This window comes from Mycobacterium sp. TH-M106 (genome assembly GCF_057473765.1).
On sequence record NZ_JBYCLE010000533.1, the window covers coordinates 1 to 21,041 of the forward strand.

The following is a 21,041-nucleotide window of genomic DNA, read 5'->3' on the forward strand; positions in this document are numbered from 1 at the left end:
ACATCATCGCGCCGCCCGCGGCGAGCTGGTTGATGTAGGGCGCCGATGTGTTGCCGATGACGTTGGCTTGCGAGCGGTTCTCCTCCACCACGACCACGACATGCGCAGGTGTGGGCACGGCTGTCGCCGCGAAATCCACCGGTACCCGGGCGCCGCCGAGGTGCCCGAGCGGGCAGGACAGCACGGCGGCCGCCGCCAGCGTGCCGATCAGCCCGGCAGAACAGGACGAGGTTTGTGTCCGTCGGCGCCGCCATCGCATGGGCGCAGTATAGGAACATTTCTTCTCGCCCACCGGGATTGACAAGACATGTCCCCACGGCGAAAGATCGCCTCAATAACGCCTAATAGATTGATGTTTCCGGACTGCAGGGAAGCGTCATGCCTGCCGTTCGTGCGGGGGAGGTTTTCATGACGGCGGTGCGGTTGCGCCCGCTGGCCGCGGTGCTGCTGGCGATCGTCAGCGCCGCCGTGCTGGGGGTGACGCCCCTGCTCACACCGGCCTTGCTTGCCGGGATGGAGAGGCTGCAAAAACTCATCGCCGACATCAAGCTGTTGGCCGACGATGATCTGGGCTGGATCATGACCGGCACCGGCACACCTGTACCTCCCGAGTCGTATCTCAGCCAGATCGAACAGCTCTTCCTGCCCTCGTCGCCGCTGTTTGCCGGGCAGCCGACGTTCGACGGCTACACCTTCGAAGGTCTGACCACCCCGGAGCAGTTCTGTCCATTCGTCTGCCTGCCCCCGCCGAACCCACAGCTGAATTTCGGTGATTCGCTGGCCCAGGGCGTCGGCATTCTGAACGACAAGATCGTCCCTGCCCTGCAGGACGGCGACAACGTCGCGGTGTTCGGGTACTCGCAGAGCGCCACCATCTCGACAATCGAGATGCAGGACCTCATCAAAAACCCGCCGGCCGGGGTGGACCTGAGCAACCTGCACGTCGTGCTGATCGGTGACCCCAACAACCCGATCGGCGGCATGCTGACCCGCCTCGATTTCCCCGACGGCGTCCAGCCCTTCAGTTTGAGCCCTGCCTCCCAGCACGTTCCGTTCGTCAACATCCCGCTCAGTATCGGGCCCACCCCGACCGAGCCCATCGCGACCGACATCTACACCGGCGAATACGACGGCTGGGCGGCCTTTCCGCAAGACCCTTCCAACATTCTGGCCGACATCAACGCCCTGATCGGCATCTCCACCGTGCACCCGACCTACCCGCACCTCACCCCCGGCGACGTTGCCAGCGCCATCAATGTCGGTGCCATCGGTGACGCCCACTTCTACGACATTCCCGAGAACCTGCCGATCCTGGGGTTCATGTTCGACGGCGGGACCGCCGGGCAGTTCTTCGGCGATTTCTTCTCGCCGTGGGCCAGGTTGACCGTCGACTGGGGCTACGGCAACGCCGGCGATCCGGCCGTCGATGGGCTCCACTTGATCCCCGTGAGCCTCGGTGGCAGCCCGTACGAAGCGGCCTTCGGTGTGGCGGGCGGCCCCTGGGCGGCGACCCCGTTAGGCGCCCTCTGGGACGGCTCGGGCGTCGCCGGGTTCTTCGAGAAGATGGATCCGCTGCAGCTGTTGGCCGGTGTGCAGAACGCCCTCATTCAAAGCGTCATCGGCCCCTGGGCAGACGTCGCCGCGGCCGGCGGTGCGTTGTCGGCCGGGGACATCGCCACGGTGGCCGGCATAACCCAGGCCCTGCAGGCCGCCACCGGCTACGACCTGGTCAACTCGGTCGACACGGCCCTGCTCACCGGGTGGAACGACCTGGCGAACGCGGTTGACCTGGGCAGCGTCATCGGTCCGGCTGCCCTGCTCGACGGGCCGCTGATCTCAGGCAAGCCGGTCATCGACCTCGTCGGCGGGGTCTTCGACATCTTCAACTTCTTCGGTGCCTGAGCCGCCTGAGCCGCCTGAGCCGCCCGGGTCGCCCCGTAAGGTCGAGTCGTGGAGGTGCGCGTTATCGACCACCCGCTGGTCGCCGCCCGACTGACCACGCTGCGCGATGAGCGCACCGACAACGCGGCGTTTCGGGCCGCGCTGCGCGACCTGACGCTGATGCTGGTCTACGAAGCCACCCGCGACGCGCCCCGCGAGCAGGTCGCGGTCCGTACGCCACTGGCCGACGCCACCGGGGCGAGGCTTGTCACGCCGCCGCTACTGGTGGGCGTGCTGCGCGCCGGGCTGGGAATGGTCGACGCGGCCCATGCGCTGCTCCCCGAAGCCGACGTGGGGTTCGTCGGAGTGGTGCGTGACCAGCGAACCCATCGCCCTGTCCCGTATCTCGCGTCGCTGCCGTCCGATCTGCGCACGAAGCCGGTGCTGGTCCTCGACCCGATGCTGGCCACCGGCGGATCGATTGCCCACACCATCGGCCTGGTGCGTGATCGCGGCGCAACCGACGTCACCGTGCTGTGCGTGGTGGCCGCGCCGGAAGGTCTTGCCGTGCTGGAGAAAGCCGCCCCGAACGTGCGGCTGTTCACCGCTGCCGTCGATGATCGACTCGACGAGAACGCCTACATCGTACCCGGCCTCGGTGACGCCGGGGATCGTCAGTTCGGACCGCGCTGAGCGGCGCTGAGTGCTCTACCAGCCGTGCACCAGTTCGGCCAGCTGGTCACGCAGCCGCGTCGCGCGTGCTCGGTCCGCACCCAGATCGCCACCAGCTGCACAGCGAACTTCGATGTAGCACTTGAGCTTCGGCTCGGTGCCCGACGGCCGCACCACCGTCCGAACCGAGGTGTCGCCACACTCCCCGGTGAAGATCAGCACGTCGGAGTGCTGCGTTTTGCTTTGCAGCAGATCGGTTGTGGTTACCGTGATTCCGGCCAGAGCGCGCGGCGGGCCGGCGCGTAGCCGCCGCATCACCGCGGCCGCTTCAGCCGGGTCGGCGACCCGGCGTGAGACCGCGGCGCCGACGTGCACACCGTGCCTGCAGGCCAACGTGTCGAGCGCGTCGGGTACCGAGCGGCCCTGTCCGCGCAGCGCTGCCACCAGGTCACAGGCCAGCACCGCCGCGCTGATGCCGTCCTTGTCTCGCACCGCATCCGGGTCGACGCAGTGTCCGATCGCTTCCTCGTAGGCATAGACCAGGGTGACGCGGGGCAAGTTGGCCGGGAACATGTCGGCGCGAGCCAGCCATTTGAACCCGGTCAGCGTCTCGACATGATGCGCACCGTAGCCGGTGGCGATCGCCGCCAGCATCCGCGACGACACCACCGTGCTGGCTACCAGGCTGGCGGTCCTCCGATCGGCCGGCAACTGTGACAGCAGGTAATCGCCGAGCAGCCACCCGGTTTCATCTCCGGAGAGCATCCGCCAGCCGACCGGGGTGGGTATCCCGACGGCACATCGATCGGCGTCGGGGTCCAACGCGACAGCGATATCGGCGTCGACGTCGGCCGCCAGCTCCAGCAGTGCATCGGTGGCGCCGGGTTCCTCCGGGTTCGGGAACGCGACGGTGGGAAAGTCCGGGTCTGGGACGAACTGGCTTGCGACGGTGTGAATATCACCGAAGCCGGCACGCTGCAGCGTCTCAACCGCTACCGCGCCGCCCACCCCGTGCAGCGGGGTCAGCGCCACCCGCACGTCGTGGTTGCATCGCCGCAGCGATGCGGCACGGTCGATGTAGCTTTGCACCAGTTCGGTATTCGCGGGTGCGACTGCCCGCCGGGGGATAGCGTCGGCGGGGGGAGCAGCGGCCATTGCGGTTTCGATCTCGGTATCGGTGGGCGAGACGATCTGCAGGCCTGCATCGCCGTACACCTTGTAACCGTTGTCGGCAGCCGGGTTGTGCGATGCGGTGATCTGAATCCCGGCGGCGGCGCCGACCTGTCGTACGGCAAACGCCACCACCGGGGTGGGCAGCGGATCCGGCAACAAGAGCACCGGAAAGCCTTCGGCGGCAAGTACTTCAGCGGCCGCAGTGGCGAACTGGGCTGAGCCGTGTCGGGCATCGCGTCCGACGATCACCGTCGCGCCAGCCCGGCTATCACCGAGCACCTGGGCCACCGCCCAGCTGGCGCGCAGCACCACCGCGGTGTTCATCGCGTCGGGCCCGCCGCGCATCGGCCCGCGCAGCCCCGCGGTGCCAAACCGCAGCGGCCGGGCGAACCGGGCAGCTAACTCGGCGGCGTCACAAGCCGCCAGCTCGGCGGCGGTCACCGGGTCGGGATCGTGGGCGATCCAGTCCTCGGGAGTCACAGCCGGGCGATGACGTCGGCCAACAGCGAACCCATCCGGGCCGCCGATGCGCGACCCACCGCCAGCACCTCGGCGTGGCTGAGCGGTTCGCCGGTGATCCCGGCCGCCAGGTTGGTCACCAGCGACACCCCGAGCACCTGTGCGCCAGCGGCGCGGGCGGCGATCGTCTCGTGCACGGTCGACATGCCCACCAGGTCGGCGCCCAGGGCGCGCAGCATGCGGACCTCGGCCGGTGTCTCATACTGCGGTCCGGACACCCCGGCGTACACACCCTCGGCCAGCGCCGGGTCGACCTCGCGGGCCAGCGCCCGCAGCCGGGCCGCGTACGCGTCGACCAGGTCGACGAAGTCCGCGCCCACCAGCGGCGACCGACCGGTCAGGTTCAGATGGTCGCCGATGAGCACCAGCTGGCCGATGGCGAAGTCGTCGCGCAGCCCGCCCGCAGCGTTGGTCAACATGACTGTGCGGGCGCCCGCCGCCACGGCGGTGCGCAGCGGGTGGACGACGTCGGCGGGGGTGTGCCCCTCGTAGGCGTGGATCCGCCCGACCAGCACCAGCACCCGGTGTTCGGCGATGCGTGTCGACACCAGCTCGCCGGTGTGCCCGCCAGCGGTCGGCGCGGCGAATCCGGGAATCTCGGCCATCGGCAGCACTGCGGTCGCCGAGCCGAGCGCCGCCACCGCCGGCGCCGCGCCGGACCCGAGCACGACCGCCACGTCGTGTTCGGCGACCTCGGTGCGTTCGGCGATGGCACGTGCTGCCTGCCGCGCGAGGAAGTCGGGAGTCGCCACAGGCCATCAGCCTAACGGCGGGCAGCAGCGGACATAGCGGGCATAGCAGACATAGCGGGCACTGGTGGGATACTTCGGGAATGCCGTGCGCATCGGAGAGCGCCGAGTCGTGGCTGGCCGCGAACTGCGACGAGATGGTGGCCTGGCGGCGGCATCTGCACAGCCATCCGGAGCTGAGCCGTCAGGAGTACGCCACCACCCAGTTCGTCGCCGAACAGTTGGCGGGTGCTGGCCTCAACCCCAAGGTCCTGCCCGTCGGCACCGGACTGACCTGCGACTTCGGTCCGGAGCATCGGCCCCGTATCGCGCTGCGGGCCGACATCGACGCGCTGCCGATGCCGGACCTGACTGGTGCGCCGTACGCCTCGACGGTGCCGCGTGTGGCGCACGCCTGCGGTCATGACGCGCACACCGCGATCCTGCTGGGCACCGCGCTGGCGCTGGCGCCGGCACCCGAGCTGCCGGTCGCGGTGCGGCTGATCTTCCAGCCCGCCGAGGAGCTGATGCCCGGCGGTGCGCTCGACGCCATCAACGCCGGGGTGCTGACCGGGGTGAGCCGGATCTTCGCATTGCACTGCGACCCCCGGCTCGCGGTCGGCCGGGTCGCGACCACGTCCGGGCCGATCACCTCGGCCGCCGACCGGATCGAGATCAGGCTGTCTTCGCCCGGCGGGCACACTTCTCGGCCGCATCTCACCGCCGACCTGGTCTACGGGTTGGGCACACTGATCACCGGGCTGCCCGGGGTGCTGTCGCGGCGCATCGACCCGCGCAACAGCACCGTCCTGGTGTGGGGCGCGGTCAACGCCGGAGTGGCCGCCAACGCCATACCGCAGACCGGGATGCTGGCGGGCACTGTCCGCACGGCCAGCCGGGAGACGTGGCAGAACCTGGAGGGCATCATCGGCGAGGCGGTGTCCGCGCTGCTGTCCCCGCTGGGTATCGAGCACATGCTGCACTACCATCGCGGCGTGCCGCCGGTGGTCAACGAAGAGGTCTCGACGCGGATCATCATCCACGCCGTCGAAGCTTTGGGCCCCGACGTGCTGGCCGACACCCGGCAGTCCGGCGGCGGCGAGGATTTCTCCTGGTACTTAGAGGAGGTCCCCGGCGCGATGGCGCGCCTGGGCGTGTGGTCGGGTCGGGGGCCGCAGCTGGATCTGCACCAGCCCACTTTCGACCTCGACGAGCGCGCTCTGGCGATCGGCGTGCGGCTGATGGCCAACATCGTCGAGCAGTCGGCTGCGTTCGAGCCCAGCTAGCGGGCGTCCTTGACGAACGGCACCGCTGCAGCCCCGGCAGGGCCGTCCGCCGTTGTCACCCCGTTCCTGGTGTGCTGCCTGCGGCGGGGCTCACGACGACGTTGACGGTGGTTGCGCCGCCGTCTGAGGCGATGACCAGTTCGGGCGCGTCGGGGGCCGAGACCACCTGTCCGCCGGTGACGCTGACCTGGTAGCCGTTCGGATACTCGACGGCCGGCACCGAGATGTCGGTCTGCGAACCGGCCGCGAAGCTGCCGTCGCCGTCGGCCATCGCGATGGAGTAGCTGACATGCAAGGTGCCCGAACCAGAGTCATACGACCAGGAAATGGGGGTGCCGGCAACCACCTGCGGGTAGGGCTGGGCCAGTGTCGCCAGCTTGGCGCCGTCGACATTGTCGCCGACCGGTGGCTGGTGGACGTCATAGACCAGGTCGGGCTTCCCGACGGCCCCGTTGCTGCTGGCGTTGAAGGCGAATTCCAGCCAGCTGAGCCGGTGCTGGTTGGCGACCTGCATCGAATCGGTAAGGGATGCCAGGTTGTCGGTGGATCCGAACTCGGTGATCACGGCCGGTATGTCGTGTGCCTTCGTGTAATCGACGGCCAAACCGTCGATCAACTGCTGGTCCGCCAAGCATCCGAAGCTGGCGCCGAAAAGCTCCGTCGTGAGGCAGTAGGGGTGAAACGCGAAGACGCTGTTCGGATCGTTGACCGTGCCCAGGTGGGTGGGGACCGGGAACTGGTTGAACAAACTTTCTGGTTCGAAGATCACCGGTGTGGTCGGGTCGACGGCCCGGATCGCTGAGTCCACCTGGTTGTAGAACGGAGTCAGCTCCTGCGCCTCGAAGTACGGGCTGCCCAACAAGGTCGGCAGCCACTGCGAGCCCGGCCACGGTTCGTTCATGATCTCCAGGCCGACCACGTCGGGGTCGTCTTTGAAGTAGTTCGCCACGTCTTCCATCATCTGCGCGTAGCTGTTCTCGAGGTGGACGCCATCCGGCGTGCTGGCGTTGGACCAGAAGGCATCCCAGGCATGATTCTGTGCGGGGTCGAGGACGTAGGTGTAGGGGAAATCGCCGGGGAAGAGGTTGGGTAGCCCGCCGGTCTGGACCGCCCACGCCGGCGCGGTTCCACCTCCGAACTCAGAGCTGTAGAGGCCCTGGCTCATGACGAGGTCGGTGACGATGCCGTGGCTCCCCAGGGTCTGCACGGTCTGGTCGATCGAGGCCAAGTAGGCGTTGTTGAAGACGCCCGGCTTGGGCTCTAAAACATTCCAGGCAATGGCTATCCGCGCCGCGTTGAAGCCGTTGGCGGCCAGAAACGCCGCGTCGGTGTTCGAGAAGTGCGTGGACTCGATGTTGAGTCCGTGCAACACGACGACTTTTCCATCGGCATCGGTGAGCCAGCTTCCGGTGGCCTTGACGGGCAGCAGCAGTTCGTCTTCGGTGCTTGTGACCTGCGGCGGCGGGGCAGTACTCGACGAGGCTAACGTGCCGTAGTGGCCGACGGCGCCGTGAGTGCCGAGCAAGCCGGCGCTGCCGCCGGCGCCGCCGAGGGCCGGCAGACCACTGAAGCCTGGACCGCTGTTGCCGCCGGCACCACCGGCGCCGCCGTCGCCGAGCAGCCAGCCTCCGTTGCCGCCGTCGCCGCCGGCGGCGTCGAGCCCACCGGAGCCGCCGGCACCGCCGTTGCCGATGCCCTCGGCGGCCCCGCCGTCGCCACCGGGCACACCGGCGACCGTCGAGTTCCAACCGGCACCGCCGTCACCGAAGAACAGCCCACCCATACCGCCGTCGGGATGCGCTTGGGTGCCGGGCGCGCCGTCACCGATCACAAACACTCCGGCCGCCGTATTGATCGCGTTGTCGACCTGTTCACCGGTCGAGCTGTGAATCCAGTCCTGCAGGACCGTGTGCAGCGGCAAGTAGACGTCGGCCTGCAACGCCTGCGTGATCTGGCCGCCGAAATCAGCCACCGCGCCGCCCGGGGCAGACACGTCGGCCAGGGAGGGAGACAAGAACGCCTCCCACGCACCGGGAGACAACAACGCGTTGCCGTCGACGGTGTTGGTGGCCGCATCGATGAACGGCGCGAAGACCTGGTCGACCACCTCGCCGACAACGTCGGCCCGCGTCGACGGCGCAGCCACCAGCGGCGTCACCCCCGACGCCAGCACCCCCGCAGCAGCGCTACCCAAACCAACCACCCGACCGCGCCGGCGCGCCCGCACCTTGCTCATCGAGGCCTTCCTAGCTCTGTTGACCTGCTGCGAGCACTTCGTCGGCCACCGCCAGCGCCAGCGCCATGATCGACAACTGCGGATTCACCTTCGGGCAGCTCGGCAGGATCGACGCGTCGGCCACCCATACGCCGTCGACACCGCGCAGCCGCCCGGTCTCGTCGACCGGGCACCGCTGCTCGTCGGTGCCGGCCGCCGCCGTGCCGGTCGGGTGAAATGCGGCCAGGTGCAGGCTTTTCGGGTTGGTCCGGCGCAGCACGTCGCGCAGCTCCTCAACTGAGGTGACCGTGGTCCCCGTCGGCAGTCCGGTGAGCACCTCGACCGCGCCCGCGGCGAACAACAGCCGACCCATCGCCTCGAGTCCGACCATCAGCTTGGCGGCGTCGGCTCGGGTGATGTCGTAGCGCACCAGCGTGTCGCCGCGCGTCTTGAGCACTCGGCCCACGCCCTGGTCGGCCACCATCGCCCCGAACGTCGCAATCTGCGGGGCGCGGTCCAGCCAGTCGAGCAGCTCGCGGCCGTATCCGGGCAACATCATCGACCCCATCCCCGGTGGGGTGGAGGTGGCCTCGATCAGCACGCCGTCCGATTCGTGCAGCGTGTGCACGGCTGCGCTCTGCAGCACACCGTGCCAGCCGTAGACATCGTCGGCGAACCGACCGGCCACCGCCGCCGCGGGATGGAGCGCCAGGTTGCGACCCAGCCGTGGATGTGCGCCAAGTCCGCTGCGCCACAACAGCTTCGGTGTCTCGGTCGCCCCGGCGGCGACGACGACGATGGACGCGAGGACATCGACCGCCGTTCCGTCCGGGCGGCGCGCCCGCACACCGCGCGCGCGCCCGTGCTCATGCAGCACCCGCTCGACGCGGGCGTCGGCGAGGATCCGCGCCCCGGCGGCGCAGGCTTGCGGCAGCGCGTTAAGGTGCACCCCGAACTTGGCGTTGCGTGGGCAGCCGATCGCGCACTGACAGCACGCGTCGCAGCCCGGCGCGTTGCGCGGGATGGGCGCGGCGTCCCAGCCCAGCGTCTGCGCCGCGTCCAACAGCAGCCGCCCGTTGCGCCCCATGATGTCCAGAGGGACCGGCCCCACCTGCAGCGTCTGCTCAACGTCGTCGAGGTGTCCGGCGAGGCGCTGCGGGTCAGCCAGCCGCAGGCCGAACTCGTCGCACCAGTGCTGCTGCACCTGTAGCGGCGGGCGGTAACACGTGCCGGAGTTGACGACGGTGGTGCCGCCCACCGCCCGGCCGATCGGCAGCGCCACCGCCGGGCGGCCCAACGCGATGGTGGCCCCAGCCCCGCGGTACAGCCCGGCGTAGCGATCGATCGGGTGACGGGTGCGGAACTCCTGGACCGTCCAGCGCCGCCCCTCCTCGAGCACGACGGCGGCCAGGCCGGCCCGGGCCAGGGTGCGGGCTGCCATCGCGCCACCGGCGCCGGAGCCGACGATCACCGCGTCGGCCGCCAGCACCGACGAGCTCTCGGTCGAGGACGCAACGGTCAGCGCCGCGTCGGGGCGGGCCACGCCGTGCTGGGTAGCGCGGGCCAGCAGCTCGGCGGCGTAGGTATCGGCGCCATTGCTAAGCAGCACAGCGGCTTTGAGGCCCTCGATGGCGGCGGCGGCTTCGGGAGAAAGCGCGGCCACCCGGCGCAATACCGTGGCGCGTGCGTCCGGTCTCAATCGGGTCAGGGCTCGGCCGGTAGCCAGGTAGCTTGCGCCCGCCAGGGCCAGCAGTCCTGCCCGCAACGCGAACCGCGATGCGGCCGGCAGCTGCGAGACGTACCGGTCGACCCGCTCGACCAGCTGCGCCGGTGACGGGCCGCCAAGCTCTTCGGGAAGCAGCGCGGCGCCCACCGCGGCCATTGCCCGATCGGACAGGCGAATCATGAGATCGGCTGAAGTTGCGGTCTGGACCGTCGCCGCCCGAGTCGGCGACCAAGCTTGATGAAGAACGGGTACGTTGCGAAAATACCGCCGGCCGCGGCGTGCACGGGCCAACCGAGATCGGTGGTGTCCAGTTCGAAAACCCCGCTGTTCCACATGAAGTCGCGTCCGTTGCGCGCCCGGAACGGCCGCCACAGCAGCCCCAGGCCGAGCACGTTGTGATACAGCCCGAACGACGTCCCGAAAAACACCCCCAGCGTGGCGGCTTCGGCGGCGTCGCGCCGTTCGACCGGCAGCGTGCGCTCGATCAGCACGCCGGCGGCGACCAGCATCGGCGGGTCGAACAAGAAGCTCATGACGGTGTCCTTTCGTTACGGGCCGGTGCGTCCTGACCGCGTAGACCCACCTCGGCGTGTCCGGTGCCCAGCACCGACCAGCGGCGGTCGCCGAGCTGGACGTGGATATCGGCCTGCTCGGTGTTGGTGCACACCGCGGTGCCGCCGTCCGGGTCGGTGTAGCCCAGGCTGACGCAGCGCTGCTCGGGTTGGTCGACGCGGATCAGCACGTCGCGGCGACCGACGCGGCCCTCCAGTTGCCAGTGCCGCACACCGAGCGTGGTGCGCAGCCGCAGCGCCGGAGGTGGGCCGGTGGGCCAATCCCTGCCGTCGAGGCGAAAACGCAGGAACGCCAACGGCGGCAGCCGTCGCAGACCGAGGGTGTGCGAGACCGCGGTGACAACTTCCAGCACGTCGCCGCCACCGAGGTCGGCGTGAATCCAGCCCCACCGTTTGGCGTTGCCGTGTCCGTAGATGTGGGCCACCCCGCCGCGCCACCCGTCGATGCGCTGCGTTGCTCCGGCGACGGTCACCGAGCCGGCGAACTGCGCCGTCGGGGCCAGCACCACCTGCGCCCCGGGCAGCAGTTCGCGCTCCCAGGCCGCTCGCGGGAAGGTCCACAGCGGCCTACCGCTGTCCTCCCAGCGCAGAGACCACCCCAGGGAACCGGCCTGCCCGGTCAATTCCTGGAATGCGGCCCGCGCACCTGCGGCGTCGAACCAGAAAGTGTCGGCGGCGGGCCGAATCGGCTCGGGGCCGAACCGCTCGGTGCGCGGCGGAGCGTCCGGCGGGAACCAGGTCGCCCAGCCGTGCCCGTAGGGTGACGCTTCGCCGACGGGCGCGACGGTCTCGTAGTGCACCCACAACCCGGCTCGCGTCACGGGATCCGACACCGTGGCGTACCAGACCTCCATCCGGCCGGGCGTACCGTGCCAGCGCGGCACCGCCGCCGAACGGCGCTCGTCGTCCATGATCATCCCCGCATCGTTGGCTGCATCGAAGGGCAGAGTTGTCGCGGTCCCAGTCGGCCCCAGTGGGCCCCAGTGGGCTCCAGTGGGCTCCAGTGGGCTCCAGTGGGCTCCAGTGGGCTCCAGTCGGCTCCAGTCGGCTCCAGTCGGCTCCAGTCGGCATCGTATCACCATGATTGACACATCAGTCATTAGAAATCTAGGGTGCGCTTATGTCCGCCGCGGTGGCGCGAGTGTTGGTGCTGGAGGCGCCGCGCCGGCTGGTCGCCCGGACGCTGCCGGTTCCCGAGGTCGGCGACGACGACGCGCTGGTGCGGGTCGCGGCCTGCGGATTGTGCGGCACCGATCACGAGCAGTACACCGGCGACATCGCTGGCGGGTTCGCGTTCGTGCCGGGGCACGAGACGGTCGGGACGGTCGAGATGATCGGAGCGCGCGCGGCACAACGGTGGGGCGTGGCCACCGGGGATCGGGTCGCGGTGGAGGTGTTTCAGTCGTGCCGTGGTTGTGCGGCCTGCCGGTCGGGGGACTATCGGCACTGCGAACACCACGGCCTAGCCGACATGTACGGGTTCATTCCGCTGGATCGTCGGCCGGGTCTGTGGGGCGGCTACGCACAGTATCAGTACCTGGCGCCGGATTCGATGGTCCTTGCCGTGCCCGCCGAGCTCGATTCGGTGGTGGCGACGCTGTTCAACCCGCTGGGAGCCGGTATCCGCTGGGGCGCAACGATACCCGAAACCAGCCCTGGCGATGTCGTGGCGGTGCTGGGGCCGGGCGTGCGAGGATTGTGCGCCGCGGTCGCCGCCAAAGAGGCCGGTGCCCGGTTCGTGATGGTGACCGGGCTGGGTCCCGGCGATGCTCAGCGGCTGGCACTGGCCGGTGAGTTCGGGGCCGATTTGGCCGTCGACGTCGCGGCCGAGGATCCGGTTGCCGCGCTGCGTAAGGCGACCGGTGGACTGGCCGATGTGGTCGTCGACGTCACCGCCAAGGCGCCAGCGGCATTCGCTCAGGCGGTCGCGCTCGCGCGGGTCGGCGGCACGGTCGTCGTCGCCGGCACTCGTGGATTCGACAGCGGGGCACCGGGGTTTTCGCCGGATACGTTGGTGCTCAAGGAGTTACGCATCCTTGGTGCGCTCGGTGTGGATGTCACTGCGTATCGGGCGGCGCTTGCGCTGTTGGCGTCGGGACGGTATCCGTTTGCCAGGCTGCCGCGGCGCTGTGTCGGGCTCGACGACGCCGAGGACCTGCTGGCCACCATGGCCGGTGACCGCGAGGGCGTACCGCCGGTGCACGGGGTGATCACGCCGTGACCGAAAGCCGTATCCCCCGCCTGCCGATCGGCGATGCCAAGGCCGCCGCCGTCCAGGCGAGCGTGCCCGATTACATGGCCGAACTCAACATCTTTGCAGTGTTATTGAATCACCCGCGGCTGGCCGCGGCGGTCAACAATCTGCTGGTGGCGATGCTCTGGGACGGGTTGCTCGACGTTCGGCTGCGTGAGCTGGCGATCATGCGGATCGGCTGGCTCACCGCCTCCGAGTACGAGTGGGCACAGCATTGGCGCATCGCGCTGGGTGTGGGCATAACCGCGGATGACCTGCTCGGCTTGCGGGATTGGCCGAGCCACGACGGCTTCGGCCCGGCCGATCGGGCGGTGCTGGCCGCCACCGACGACATGGTGCGCGACGGCGCCGTCAGCGCCGAGAGCTGGGCGGCGTGCGAACGCGAATTCGGCGATCCGGCCGTGCTCATCGAACTGGTCACTGCCATCGGCGCGTGGCGGATGGTCGCTTCGATCCTGCACAGCTTGCGGGTTCCCCTGGAGGACGGAGTGGCGAGCTGGCCGCCCGACGGACAGCCGCCCAGCCGCTAGTAGTGGACGTGACTTTCCGCTCCGTTGCTGCACAGGCAAGATCGCCAGCTGCGGTGGCTGATGGTGGCTGATGGTGGCTGATGCGGGCACGGCGGTGGAGGCACATTTCTCCCGCACAGGGAAGGTAAATATCACTATGATCTTTGGGTCTAGACGACGTCTCCATCCCGACGATTGGAGTCTTGCCGTGCGTCATCGTGATCGCAAGAACTGCACGGTCGGCCTGCCCCGCCGGGAGAGCGTTGCGGGCGTCGGTCGGGCTTTCGCTGCCATGCTGGCCGCGGCGATGATCCTGGCGGTCACCGCCCCGCCTGCCGGCGCCGACATCACCGACCTCATCGACATGGTCATCAACCCTGCGGTGACCGCGGCAGATCCGAGCGTCGCTGCCTCCGATCCGGGCTTCAACGTGGGACTGGGCAACATCGGCGATCTGAACCCGGGCAGCGGAAACATCGGCGATCTGAACCCGGGCAGCGGAAACACCGGCAATTTCAACCTGGGCAGCGGAAACACCGGAAATCTGAACCCGGGCAGCGGAAACACCGGCGACGACAACTTCGGCAGCGGAAACACCGGGGACACGAACATCGGTAACGGAAACACCGGCAATCTGAACTTCGGCAGCGGAAACACCGGCGACGACAACGTCGGATTCGGAAACACCGGTAACTCAAACTTCGGTAACGGAAACACCGGTGACTCGAATCTCGGCATCGGAAACACCGGTAGCCGCGATATCGGCGGCGGAAACACCGGTAGCCACGATATCGGCTTCGGGAACAGCGGCAGCCATGACATCGGTATTGGCTGCACGGGCGACCACCAATTTGGCTGCTTCAACCTGAACTCGGGCAGCGGAAACCTCGGCTTCGGGAACTCGGGCACCGACAACTGGGGCTTGTTCAACTCCGGCCACCACAACATCGGCGCCGGGAGCTCTTTAACCGACGGAGCCGGGCTTTTAAGCGTGGATTTCGGCTCCTCGGGTTTCCGCAACTCGGGCTTCGGCGACTCCGGCTACCTGGACACGGGCCTCGGAAACTCGGGCTACATCAACACCGGCATCGGGAACTCGGGCGGCGCCAACTCGCCGGACGAACCCTGGCAACAGCCCCCGCTACACGAACCCCCGCCGGGTGGTCTGAACACCGGCATCTTCAACTCGGGCGCACTGGACACGGGCATCGGAAACTCCGGCGCCATCGCCACGGTGCACGAACCCACCTCGGGCGCCACCAGCACGGTGGTCGGCGACACCGGCGCATTCAACTCCGGCAGCGGTAACAACGGATCGTTCAACGCGGGCAACGTCAACGCCGGCACCTTCAATGCCGGCAACACAAATACCTTCGACTTCAACTCCGGCGATGTCAACACCGGTTGGGGGAACTCCGGCGACACCAACACCGGGGCTTTCAACTCGGGCAACCTCAACACGGGACTCTTCGGCTCAAGCACCCCGGTGGGCGTTGTCAACTCAGGCTGGGACCAAACGGGCACCGGTCTATCGGGCTACGCGAACAACGGCCACGATGATTCGGGTTTCGACAACGACTACCACGAGACCTATGTCATCGGTGACTCGGGCTTGGAGAACGAGGGCAGCTATGACTCCGGCGTCATCAACGTGGGCGACGATGACTCGGGCATCAGAAACACCGGCCCCCTCCCCATCGACAACCGGCCAGGCGACTCGCCTGGCTTCAACTCCGGCTTCGGAAACGCGGGAACGTACGCCTCGGGCTTGATCGACGCGGGCACCAATGTCTCGGGCACCCTGAACTTCGCTCACCCGGACAGCTACCCATACGGACAGGTCTCGGGCATCCTCGACTCGGATGATCAAACCTCAGGTTGGCTCCACTGAAGTCCGACGTTCCGTTGGTGGCCACCGGGTGCACGGGTTGGTCGTTTCGGTCAAGGTGTTGGTCGACGGGCTCGTTTCGCCACAACCCGGGCTGGTCGCACTGGTTGTCGCCGGGTGCGGAGATCCAGGACTACTTCAGCGCCGCGGTCGACCACTGCGGCGACCCCGTACCGTTCACCCAAGGAAAGGTGTGCTGATGCGAATCGATCCCAGGACTCCGGTGCTGATCGGCGCTGGGCAGGTCAACCAGCGCGACGGCGACCTCGACCCGGTGGGGTTGATGGCGATGGCCGCTCGGCGGGCCGGCGACGCCCGCATGTTGGAAGCGGTCGATTCGATCCGTGTCGTGAATCTGTTGTCCTGGCGCTATCGCGACCCCGGGCTGCTGCTCGGTCAGCAGATCGGCGCCAAGAACTTCTCGACGTGCTACAGCGGCGTGGGCGGCAACGTTCCCCAGTCGCTGCTGAACCAGGCCTGCCTGGATGTCCAGCGGGGGCGGTCCGACGTCGTGCTGATCGCCGGTGCCGAATGCTGGCGCACCAGAATGCGGTTGCGCGCCCAAGGCGAGAAACCGCAGTGGCTATCCCAGGACGACACGGTGCCGGTTGCCGAGGGCGTCGGCGACGACGTTCCGCTGGCGGGACCGGCCGAGCTGCGCATTGAACTCATCCAGCCTGTGCATGTGTACCCGATGTTCGAGCAGGCGCTGCGAATCGCCGCCGGCGAGCCACCGGGCCAGCACCGCCGCCGGATCGGTGAGCTGTGGTCGCAGTTCAGCGCAATCGCCGAACACAACCCGAATGCGTGGAGCACAGAAGTCATCCCGGCAGAACAGATTTGGCAGCCCGGGCCGAACAATCGGATGATCAGTTGGCCCTACACCAAGTTGATGAACTCCAACAACATGGTCGATCAGGGCGCGGTCGTGGTCCTGGCATCCGCCGAAGCCGCTGAGCGGTTCAAGATTTCGTCGGATCGGTGGGTCTTCCCTTATGCCGGAACCGATTCACACGACACGTATGCCATCGGTGAACGCCTCGACTACCACCGGTCACCGGCGATTCGGATCGCAGGCAGCCGCGTCTTGGAACTGGCCGGCCTCAGCGTCGACGACGTCGAGTTCGTGGACATTTACTCGTGTTTTCCCTCCGCGGTTCAAATCGCGGCGGCCGAACTCGGCCTTCCGGTAGGCGATGGCAAGCGCCCGCTGACGGTGACCGGCGGCATGACTTTCGCCGGGGGACCGTGGAACAACTACGTCACCCACTCCATCGCAACTATGGCCGGGTTGCTCATCGAAAACCCAGGCAGTGTGGGGCTGGTCACCGCCAACGGCGGGTACCTCACCAAACACAGCATCGGCGTCTACGGAACCACGCCGCCCGACACCGAATTCCGATGGGAAGACGTGCAATCGGAGGTCGACCGCCAGCCGGCCCGCAAAGCCATCGAGGCATGGGAGGGCGTCGGCACCATCGAGACGTGGACCGCGCCGTTCGACCGCGATGGAAACCCCGAGAAAGCGTTCGTCGCCGTGCGCACATCTGAGGGCGCGCGGACGTTGGCGGTGCTCACCGCTGCCGGCGATGCGCAGGCAAGCGTGCGTGAGGACATCGCGGGCGCCAAGGTTGCTGTTCACGCCGACGGCACGGCCACGCTGGGATAGCACGTTATTGTCATGTCCGGCTCGGCTGCATAGTCCCGTCTGCATCAGCCTGACGTAACGTCTCACCGGTGATACACTGCTGAGATGGACACAGTAACAGTGCGCGAACTGCGCAACAGCGGGGGAGAGGTCCTGCGCCGCGTCGAGCACGGCGAACGCATCGTCGTTACCCGCGACGGTACGCCAGTGGCGGAACTTCGCCCTTTACCCCGATCCAGCGCCGGCCCAGCCGAACTCATTCGTCGCCGCAAGAATCTTCCACAGGTGAATCCAGATGTGCTGCGGCGCGACATCGACAACCTGATCGACCCGTCGCTGTGACAGAAGCTTCGAGTCGGGGGATGCTGGACACCTCCACGGTGATCCTCCTCGGCCAGATTGCGGACCCGACCGAGCTTCCCGGCGAATCGGTGATAAGCGCGATAACGCTGGCCGAGCTGTCCGTAGGTCCGCATGTTGCACACGACGATGCCGAGCGCAGTGCCCGTCAGCAGCACCTACAGCAGGCCGAGGCGGACTTTGATGCGCTTGCGTTCGATGGTGATTGCGCGCGGGCATTTGGCGCTGTAGCGGCGGCACTACGCGCATCGGGGCGCAAGCCGGCGGCGCGAGCGTACGACGCACTCATCGCGGCGAGTGCGATCGCGCACGTGTTGCCGCTCTACACGTGTAATCCGACCGACTTCGCAGGAATCCCGCGGCTCGAGCTCCGGCCGGTCAGCCACCCTCATCACCGATAGGGAAGATATTGCTCGGTCGCTGCCTTACGGCGTTACCGAGTCGATCAAGCATTCGTCGAGCTGATGCAGACGGCGAAGCGGCACGGTATTAACCTGACTTGGCCGATGCGCTAGTCGCCATCGGCGAAGAACAACCCTGCCAGGAGGTGGATGATGGTGCCGCCACGGTGGCCTTTGCCGCCTGGGGGCGCCTGTTCGGCGCTAGCGTGCTTTGTGGCGCACCGGCGAAATGGCTGCATGGCCTTCCGGCCGAGAACACTTAGCCCTTGAAGCCGCCGGCACGCGCGCTAGGTAGCGTCTTGGTCTTCCTCGGGGAGGGGGACAACGATAGCCTGGTCGATGACGTCGACTTGGTTGGCGTCCCAATCGCTAAGCGCGCCGACGTGGGTGATGTCCAGCCCGGGGTCAGCGTCAGCATCGATAACAAGGCGCTGTTCCACCGCGTCTGCCTCAGCTGCTTCATCAGGTAGAACGATGTTCTCGACGTCCTTCATGATCGGAACCCCTCCCTTCTTTCTTCCCGGCGGCACTGCGGCCGGCGGCCGGTCTGCGGTCGACCTTGAGTTTGGCGTTAAGCAGCTCAAGCTGTGTGTAATCCGATTCCAGCTGGCTGGTTTTGGTTTCTAGGTCCAGGATCTGGGCGATGCCGGCGAGGTTGACGCCTTGGTCGACCAGCTCGGTGATCCGCTGCAGGCGCGCAAGGTCGTCGTCGCTGTAACGGCGGGTGCCGCCGTCGCTGCGCGCAGGCCTCAACAGCCCGCGACGCTCATAGAGCCGAAGTGTCTGTGGGCCGATACCGGACAGCTCGGAGGCTACCGAGATGCCGTAGACACCGCGCGCCGATCGAACTGGTGAATCGTTGGCCAACCGCTTCTCCTCAAAAAGTTTCGATTGCTACTTGCGGAAGTATACACCCCGTGGCACGATTAGTCTATGTTCGCAGACATAGATCGTCTGCCTGACTGAGAGGAGAAACCATGGTGCTGATGCGTACAGATCCTTTTCGTGATCTCGACCGCTGGACCCAGCAGGTCCTGGGCACCGCCGCCAGGCCGGCGGTGATGCCGATGGATGCCTGGCGAGACGGCGATCAGTTCATCGTCGAGTTCGATCTGCCTGGAGTGAAGGCGGATTCCCTCGATCTCGATGTCGAGCGCAACCTGCTCACGGTGCGTGCCGAGCGCCCCGGTTTGGACCAGGACCGGGAAATGGTCGCGGCTGAGCGGCCTCGTGGTGTGTTTAGCCGCCAGCTGTTCCTCGGGGAAAACCTCGACACCGACAAGATCGGCGCCGAATACCACGACGGTGTGCTGCGGCTGACGATCCCGGTGGCCGAGAAGGCCAAGCCACGTCGCATCGAGATCAGCCACGATGGTCAAAAGACGGCGATCAACGCTTGACCACAAACCGGCTAGCGGCGAGGCCACGTTCAGGCGGAAGGGGTGAGAAAGATGATGACCGACACGCTTACTGACGCTCTGCTAGAAGAGGCGGAGGCCGTCCTACGCGCTGAATGGATGCGCCTGCAGCACGACACCGCATTGCGCGAGCGTCAGTTCGCCGGGGTTTGCGCCCAGACACCCGCCGCCCGGCTTCGCCCGCATCAAGTCGCCCTGCTCACGGCAGCCAGCGACCGGCCCGGCGCGCCGCCATCTAGTGGCACCAGACAGTGGTCCACCCGGTGGCGGCCAGGGCCAGTCTGGCCCACTCAGCGGTCTCCTCCGACGAAGCACAATCAAACCAGCCAACCGCGTTGCCTGAAACGGAGGTGATGCATCGCTAGTCGAGAAACCTCGATACCGTGAACCCCCCGTGCCGTCCACCGCTGCTAGTCGTTACCGATTGAGGCGCCTGACGTAGTAGTGCGCGCGCATCGCCACTGAAGTGGCCGTTTTGGTGGACCGCACACGATGTCGTCGACCGGGGTGGGCGCGCACGACAGCCCAGTGCCCGCCCGCCCCGGTGTCGCGCCTGACCTTCGCAGGCGCGGAAAGTTGCGGCGCGGCGCAGGCGCGTTCAAAGAAATCTGTGTCCTTTCGCATCGAGCACTCCCACCCAGGTGCTGACCGCTCATCTACGGCCGAATCAGACGATGCGGTAGGTCTGCACCGCGTGCGCGACCACGTTGCCCTCGGCGTCGGTGGCGGTGATCTCGGTGAACGTGAGTTCCTTGCGCCGCCGCACGGTTCGGCCGTGGCACAGCAGATCCGACCGCTTGGCGGCGCCGACGTACTGGATGCTCATCGCCACCGTCGAGGCGCGCAAGCCCTTGTCGAAGTCGTGGTTCGACCAGGCCGCCGCTGCGCCCGCGGTGTCCATCACCGTCGCGATGACTCCGCCGTGGAAGTAGATGCCGTCGTTGGTCAGGTCGCCGCGGAACGGCAGCCGGATGGTGACGGAGTCAGGCTCGTAGCGTTCGAAGACGACGCCGAGGCCGGCCAGAAACGGCGTGGTCGGCATCAGATCCCGGATCGCCAGGCGGCGCTTGCGCTGCTGTTCGTCGGTTAACTGCTGGGCCATAGCAGGCACAGTAGCGCACTCGATTGACATGTCAATCAATAACTCGTAGCGTCGTGTTGTGCGGACGAGAGTAGCCGAGTTGCTCGGCGTGGAATTTCCGATCTGTGCGTTCAGTCACTGTCGCGACGTCGTGGCGGCCGTGTCAAAAGCGGGCGGATTCGGAATCCTTGGCGCCGTGGCGCACAGCCCGGCCCGGCTGGAAACCGAGCTGACCTGGATCGAGGAACAGACTGGCGGCCTGCCCTACGGGGTGGACCTGCTTTTGCCCCCGAAGTACGTGGGCGCCGACGAAGGCGGGATCGACGCCGGACAGATCCAAGACCTGCTGCCCGCCGAGCACCGTGCTTTCCTCGACGACTTGTTGGCCCGCTATGACATCCCGGTGCCCGACGACGAACACCGGCTGCCGATCAAAGCCGGACTGCGGGTGTCGCCCAAGGGCTACGAACCACTGCTCGACATAGCCTTCGCGCACGACATCCGGTTGATCGCCAGCGCACTCGGTCCACCCCCGGCCGACCTGGTGGAACGCGCTCACGCCAACGGCGTCGTCGTGGCGGCGCTGGCCGGCACCAAGCAGCATGCGGTGCGCCACGCCGACGCGGGCGTCGACCTCATCGTCGCGCAGGGCACCGAGGCCGGCGGGCACACCGGCGAGGTGTCGACGATGGTGCTGGTTCCCGAGGTCG

Annotated in this window: 20 protein-coding genes and 1 pseudogene; 11 read left to right on the top strand and 10 right to left on the bottom strand. The window is 67.5% G+C overall.

The features are described 5' to 3' along the window. Positions 1-259: pseudogene (locus tag AC2VOP_RS18465) on the bottom strand (acid phosphatase); the annotation flags it as partial. 119 nt (positions 260-378) lie between these two features. Here AC2VOP_RS18465 and AC2VOP_RS18470 point away from each other — a divergent pair. Together AC2VOP_RS18470 and upp are read left to right on the top strand one after the other, a co-directional pair. After that, positions 379-1,902 (top strand): PE-PPE domain-containing protein, encoded by a 1,524-nt coding sequence (locus AC2VOP_RS18470; RefSeq protein WP_486962309.1) that lies wholly within the window; start codon positions 379-381, stop codon positions 1,900-1,902. A 48-nt stretch (positions 1,903-1,950) separates the two neighbouring features. Beyond that, complete coding sequence (gene upp, locus AC2VOP_RS18475; protein WP_486962310.1) at positions 1,951-2,574, top strand: uracil phosphoribosyltransferase; 624 nt, start codon at positions 1,951-1,953, stop codon at positions 2,572-2,574. Positions 2,575-2,589: 15 nt separating this feature from the next. On the opposite strand, the gene AC2VOP_RS18480 is transcribed toward upp, so the two are convergent. Beyond that, on the bottom strand, positions 2,590-4,206 hold the full coding sequence (locus AC2VOP_RS18480) for a phospho-sugar mutase (protein ID WP_486962311.1): 1,617 nt from the start codon (positions 4,204-4,206) through the stop codon (positions 2,590-2,592). Beyond that, positions 4,203-4,997 carry a purine-nucleoside phosphorylase gene (locus tag AC2VOP_RS18485; RefSeq protein WP_486962312.1) on the bottom strand — a complete coding sequence of 265 codons (795 nt, stop codon included), beginning with the start codon at positions 4,995-4,997 and terminating at the stop codon, positions 4,203-4,205. The genes AC2VOP_RS18480 and AC2VOP_RS18485 overlap by 4 nt, the downstream gene beginning before the upstream one ends. A gap of 80 nt (positions 4,998-5,077) precedes the next feature. On the opposite strand from AC2VOP_RS18485, the gene AC2VOP_RS18490 reads away from it, so the two are divergent. After that, complete coding sequence (locus AC2VOP_RS18490; RefSeq protein WP_486962313.1) at positions 5,078-6,259, top strand: M20 family metallopeptidase; 1,182 nt, start codon at positions 5,078-5,080, stop codon at positions 6,257-6,259. 55 nt (positions 6,260-6,314) lie between these two features. Here AC2VOP_RS18490 and AC2VOP_RS18495 read toward each other — a convergent pair whose 3' ends face one another. From AC2VOP_RS18495 to AC2VOP_RS18510, 4 genes are read right to left on the bottom strand one after another with little or no spacing between them, the layout of a single operon-like run. Further along, a complete protein-coding gene (locus AC2VOP_RS18495; protein ID WP_486962314.1) occupies positions 6,315-8,495 on the bottom strand; it encodes a cellulase family glycosylhydrolase in 2,181 nt (726 codons plus the stop codon). Positions 8,496-8,505: 10 nt separating this feature from the next. After that, positions 8,506-10,380 (bottom strand): GMC family oxidoreductase N-terminal domain-containing protein, encoded by a 1,875-nt coding sequence (locus tag AC2VOP_RS18500; protein ID WP_486962315.1) that lies wholly within the window; start codon positions 10,378-10,380, stop codon positions 8,506-8,508. Further along, positions 10,377-10,733, bottom strand: coding sequence for a hypothetical protein (locus AC2VOP_RS18505; RefSeq protein WP_486962316.1), 357 nt, complete (start codon positions 10,731-10,733; stop codon positions 10,377-10,379). Before AC2VOP_RS18505 ends, AC2VOP_RS18500 begins: the two co-directional genes overlap by 4 nt. Continuing rightward, the gene (locus AC2VOP_RS18510) at positions 10,730-11,683 is read right to left on the bottom strand and encodes a hypothetical protein (protein WP_486962328.1); all 954 of its coding nucleotides are present in this window, start codon (positions 11,681-11,683) and stop codon (positions 10,730-10,732) included. Before AC2VOP_RS18510 ends, AC2VOP_RS18505 begins: the two co-directional genes overlap by 4 nt. 209 nt (positions 11,684-11,892) lie before the next feature. On the opposite strand from AC2VOP_RS18510, the gene AC2VOP_RS18515 reads away from it, so the two are divergent. The 6 genes from AC2VOP_RS18515 to AC2VOP_RS18540 all read left to right on the top strand — a co-directional run bounded on the left by AC2VOP_RS18515 (position 11,893) and on the right by AC2VOP_RS18540 (position 17,832). Next, a complete protein-coding gene (locus tag AC2VOP_RS18515; RefSeq protein ID WP_486962317.1) occupies positions 11,893-12,993 on the top strand; it encodes a zinc-dependent alcohol dehydrogenase in 1,101 nt (366 codons plus the stop codon). Next, a complete protein-coding gene (locus tag AC2VOP_RS18520) occupies positions 12,990-13,556 on the top strand; it encodes a carboxymuconolactone decarboxylase family protein (RefSeq protein ID WP_486962318.1) in 567 nt (188 codons plus the stop codon). Before AC2VOP_RS18515 ends, AC2VOP_RS18520 begins: the two co-directional genes overlap by 4 nt. A gap of 187 nt (positions 13,557-13,743) precedes the next feature. Next, positions 13,744-15,426, top strand: coding sequence for a hypothetical protein (locus AC2VOP_RS18525; RefSeq protein ID WP_486962319.1), 1,683 nt, complete (start codon positions 13,744-13,746; stop codon positions 15,424-15,426). A 196-nt stretch (positions 15,427-15,622) separates the two neighbouring features. Beyond that, the gene (locus AC2VOP_RS18530; RefSeq protein WP_486962320.1) at positions 15,623-17,092 is read left to right on the top strand and encodes an acetyl-CoA acetyltransferase; all 1,470 of its coding nucleotides are present in this window, start codon (positions 15,623-15,625) and stop codon (positions 17,090-17,092) included. A gap of 84 nt (positions 17,093-17,176) precedes the next feature. Then, entirely contained in the window at positions 17,177-17,413 is a 237-nt protein-coding gene (locus tag AC2VOP_RS18535; RefSeq protein ID WP_486962321.1) for a type II toxin-antitoxin system Phd/YefM family antitoxin, read from the top strand. A gap of 20 nt (positions 17,414-17,433) precedes the next feature. Then, entirely contained in the window at positions 17,434-17,832 is a 399-nt protein-coding gene (locus tag AC2VOP_RS18540; protein ID WP_486962322.1) for a PIN domain-containing protein, read from the top strand. A gap of 287 nt (positions 17,833-18,119) precedes the next feature. Here AC2VOP_RS18540 and AC2VOP_RS18545 read toward each other — a convergent pair whose 3' ends face one another. Together AC2VOP_RS18545 and AC2VOP_RS18550 are read right to left on the bottom strand one after the other, a co-directional pair. Beyond that, positions 18,120-18,326 (bottom strand): hypothetical protein, encoded by a 207-nt coding sequence (locus AC2VOP_RS18545; protein ID WP_486962323.1) that lies wholly within the window; start codon positions 18,324-18,326, stop codon positions 18,120-18,122. Next, complete coding sequence (locus AC2VOP_RS18550) at positions 18,295-18,699, bottom strand: MerR family transcriptional regulator (protein WP_486962324.1); 405 nt, start codon at positions 18,697-18,699, stop codon at positions 18,295-18,297. Before AC2VOP_RS18550 ends, AC2VOP_RS18545 begins: the two co-directional genes overlap by 32 nt. 110 nt (positions 18,700-18,809) lie before the next feature. Here AC2VOP_RS18550 and AC2VOP_RS18555 point away from each other — a divergent pair, with 110 nt between their 5' ends. After that, complete coding sequence (locus tag AC2VOP_RS18555) at positions 18,810-19,232, top strand: Hsp20/alpha crystallin family protein (protein ID WP_486962325.1); 423 nt, start codon at positions 18,810-18,812, stop codon at positions 19,230-19,232. 685 nt (positions 19,233-19,917) lie between these two features. Here AC2VOP_RS18555 and AC2VOP_RS18560 read toward each other — a convergent pair. Further along, a complete protein-coding gene (locus AC2VOP_RS18560) occupies positions 19,918-20,352 on the bottom strand; it encodes a PaaI family thioesterase (RefSeq protein WP_486962326.1) in 435 nt (144 codons plus the stop codon). 58 nt (positions 20,353-20,410) lie between these two features. On the opposite strand from AC2VOP_RS18560, the gene AC2VOP_RS18565 reads away from it, so the two are divergent. Next, a partial coding sequence (locus AC2VOP_RS18565; RefSeq protein ID WP_486962327.1) for a nitronate monooxygenase occupies positions 20,411-21,041 on the top strand: 631 nt, incomplete at its 3' end.

What these genes read in the sequence shown, in the direction of transcription:
- AC2VOP_RS18470 (WP_486962309.1), top strand. Translation starts at nt 379, where the DNA reads ATGCCTGCCGTTCGTGCGGGGGAGGTTTTCATGACGGCGGTGCGGTTG.
- AC2VOP_RS18490 (WP_486962313.1), top strand. Translation starts at nt 5,078, where the DNA reads ATGCCGTGCGCATCGGAGAGCGCCGAGTCGTGGCTGGCCGCGAACTGC.
- AC2VOP_RS18495 (WP_486962314.1), bottom strand. Translation starts at nt 8,495, where the DNA reads ATGAGCAAGGTGCGGGCGCGCCGGCGCGGTCGGGTGGTTGGTTTGGGT.
- AC2VOP_RS18500 (WP_486962315.1), bottom strand. Translation starts at nt 10,380, where the DNA reads ATGATTCGCCTGTCCGATCGGGCAATGGCCGCGGTGGGCGCCGCGCTG.
- AC2VOP_RS18505 (WP_486962316.1), bottom strand. Translation starts at nt 10,733, where the DNA reads ATGAGCTTCTTGTTCGACCCGCCGATGCTGGTCGCCGCCGGCGTGCTG.
- AC2VOP_RS18510 (WP_486962328.1), bottom strand. Translation starts at nt 11,683, where the DNA reads ATGGACGACGAGCGCCGTTCGGCGGCGGTGCCGCGCTGGCACGGTACG.
- AC2VOP_RS18515 (WP_486962317.1), top strand. Translation starts at nt 11,893, where the DNA reads ATGTCCGCCGCGGTGGCGCGAGTGTTGGTGCTGGAGGCGCCGCGCCGG.
- AC2VOP_RS18530 (WP_486962320.1), top strand. Translation starts at nt 15,623, where the DNA reads ATGCGAATCGATCCCAGGACTCCGGTGCTGATCGGCGCTGGGCAGGTC.
- AC2VOP_RS18535 (WP_486962321.1), top strand. Translation starts at nt 17,177, where the DNA reads ATGGACACAGTAACAGTGCGCGAACTGCGCAACAGCGGGGGAGAGGTC.
- AC2VOP_RS18540 (WP_486962322.1), top strand. Translation starts at nt 17,434, where the DNA reads ATGCTGGACACCTCCACGGTGATCCTCCTCGGCCAGATTGCGGACCCG.
- AC2VOP_RS18545 (WP_486962323.1), bottom strand. Translation starts at nt 18,326, where the DNA reads ATGAAGGACGTCGAGAACATCGTTCTACCTGATGAAGCAGCTGAGGCA.
- AC2VOP_RS18555 (WP_486962325.1), top strand. Translation starts at nt 18,810, where the DNA reads ATGGTGCTGATGCGTACAGATCCTTTTCGTGATCTCGACCGCTGGACC.
- AC2VOP_RS18560 (WP_486962326.1), bottom strand. Translation starts at nt 20,352, where the DNA reads ATGGCCCAGCAGTTAACCGACGAACAGCAGCGCAAGCGCCGCCTGGCG.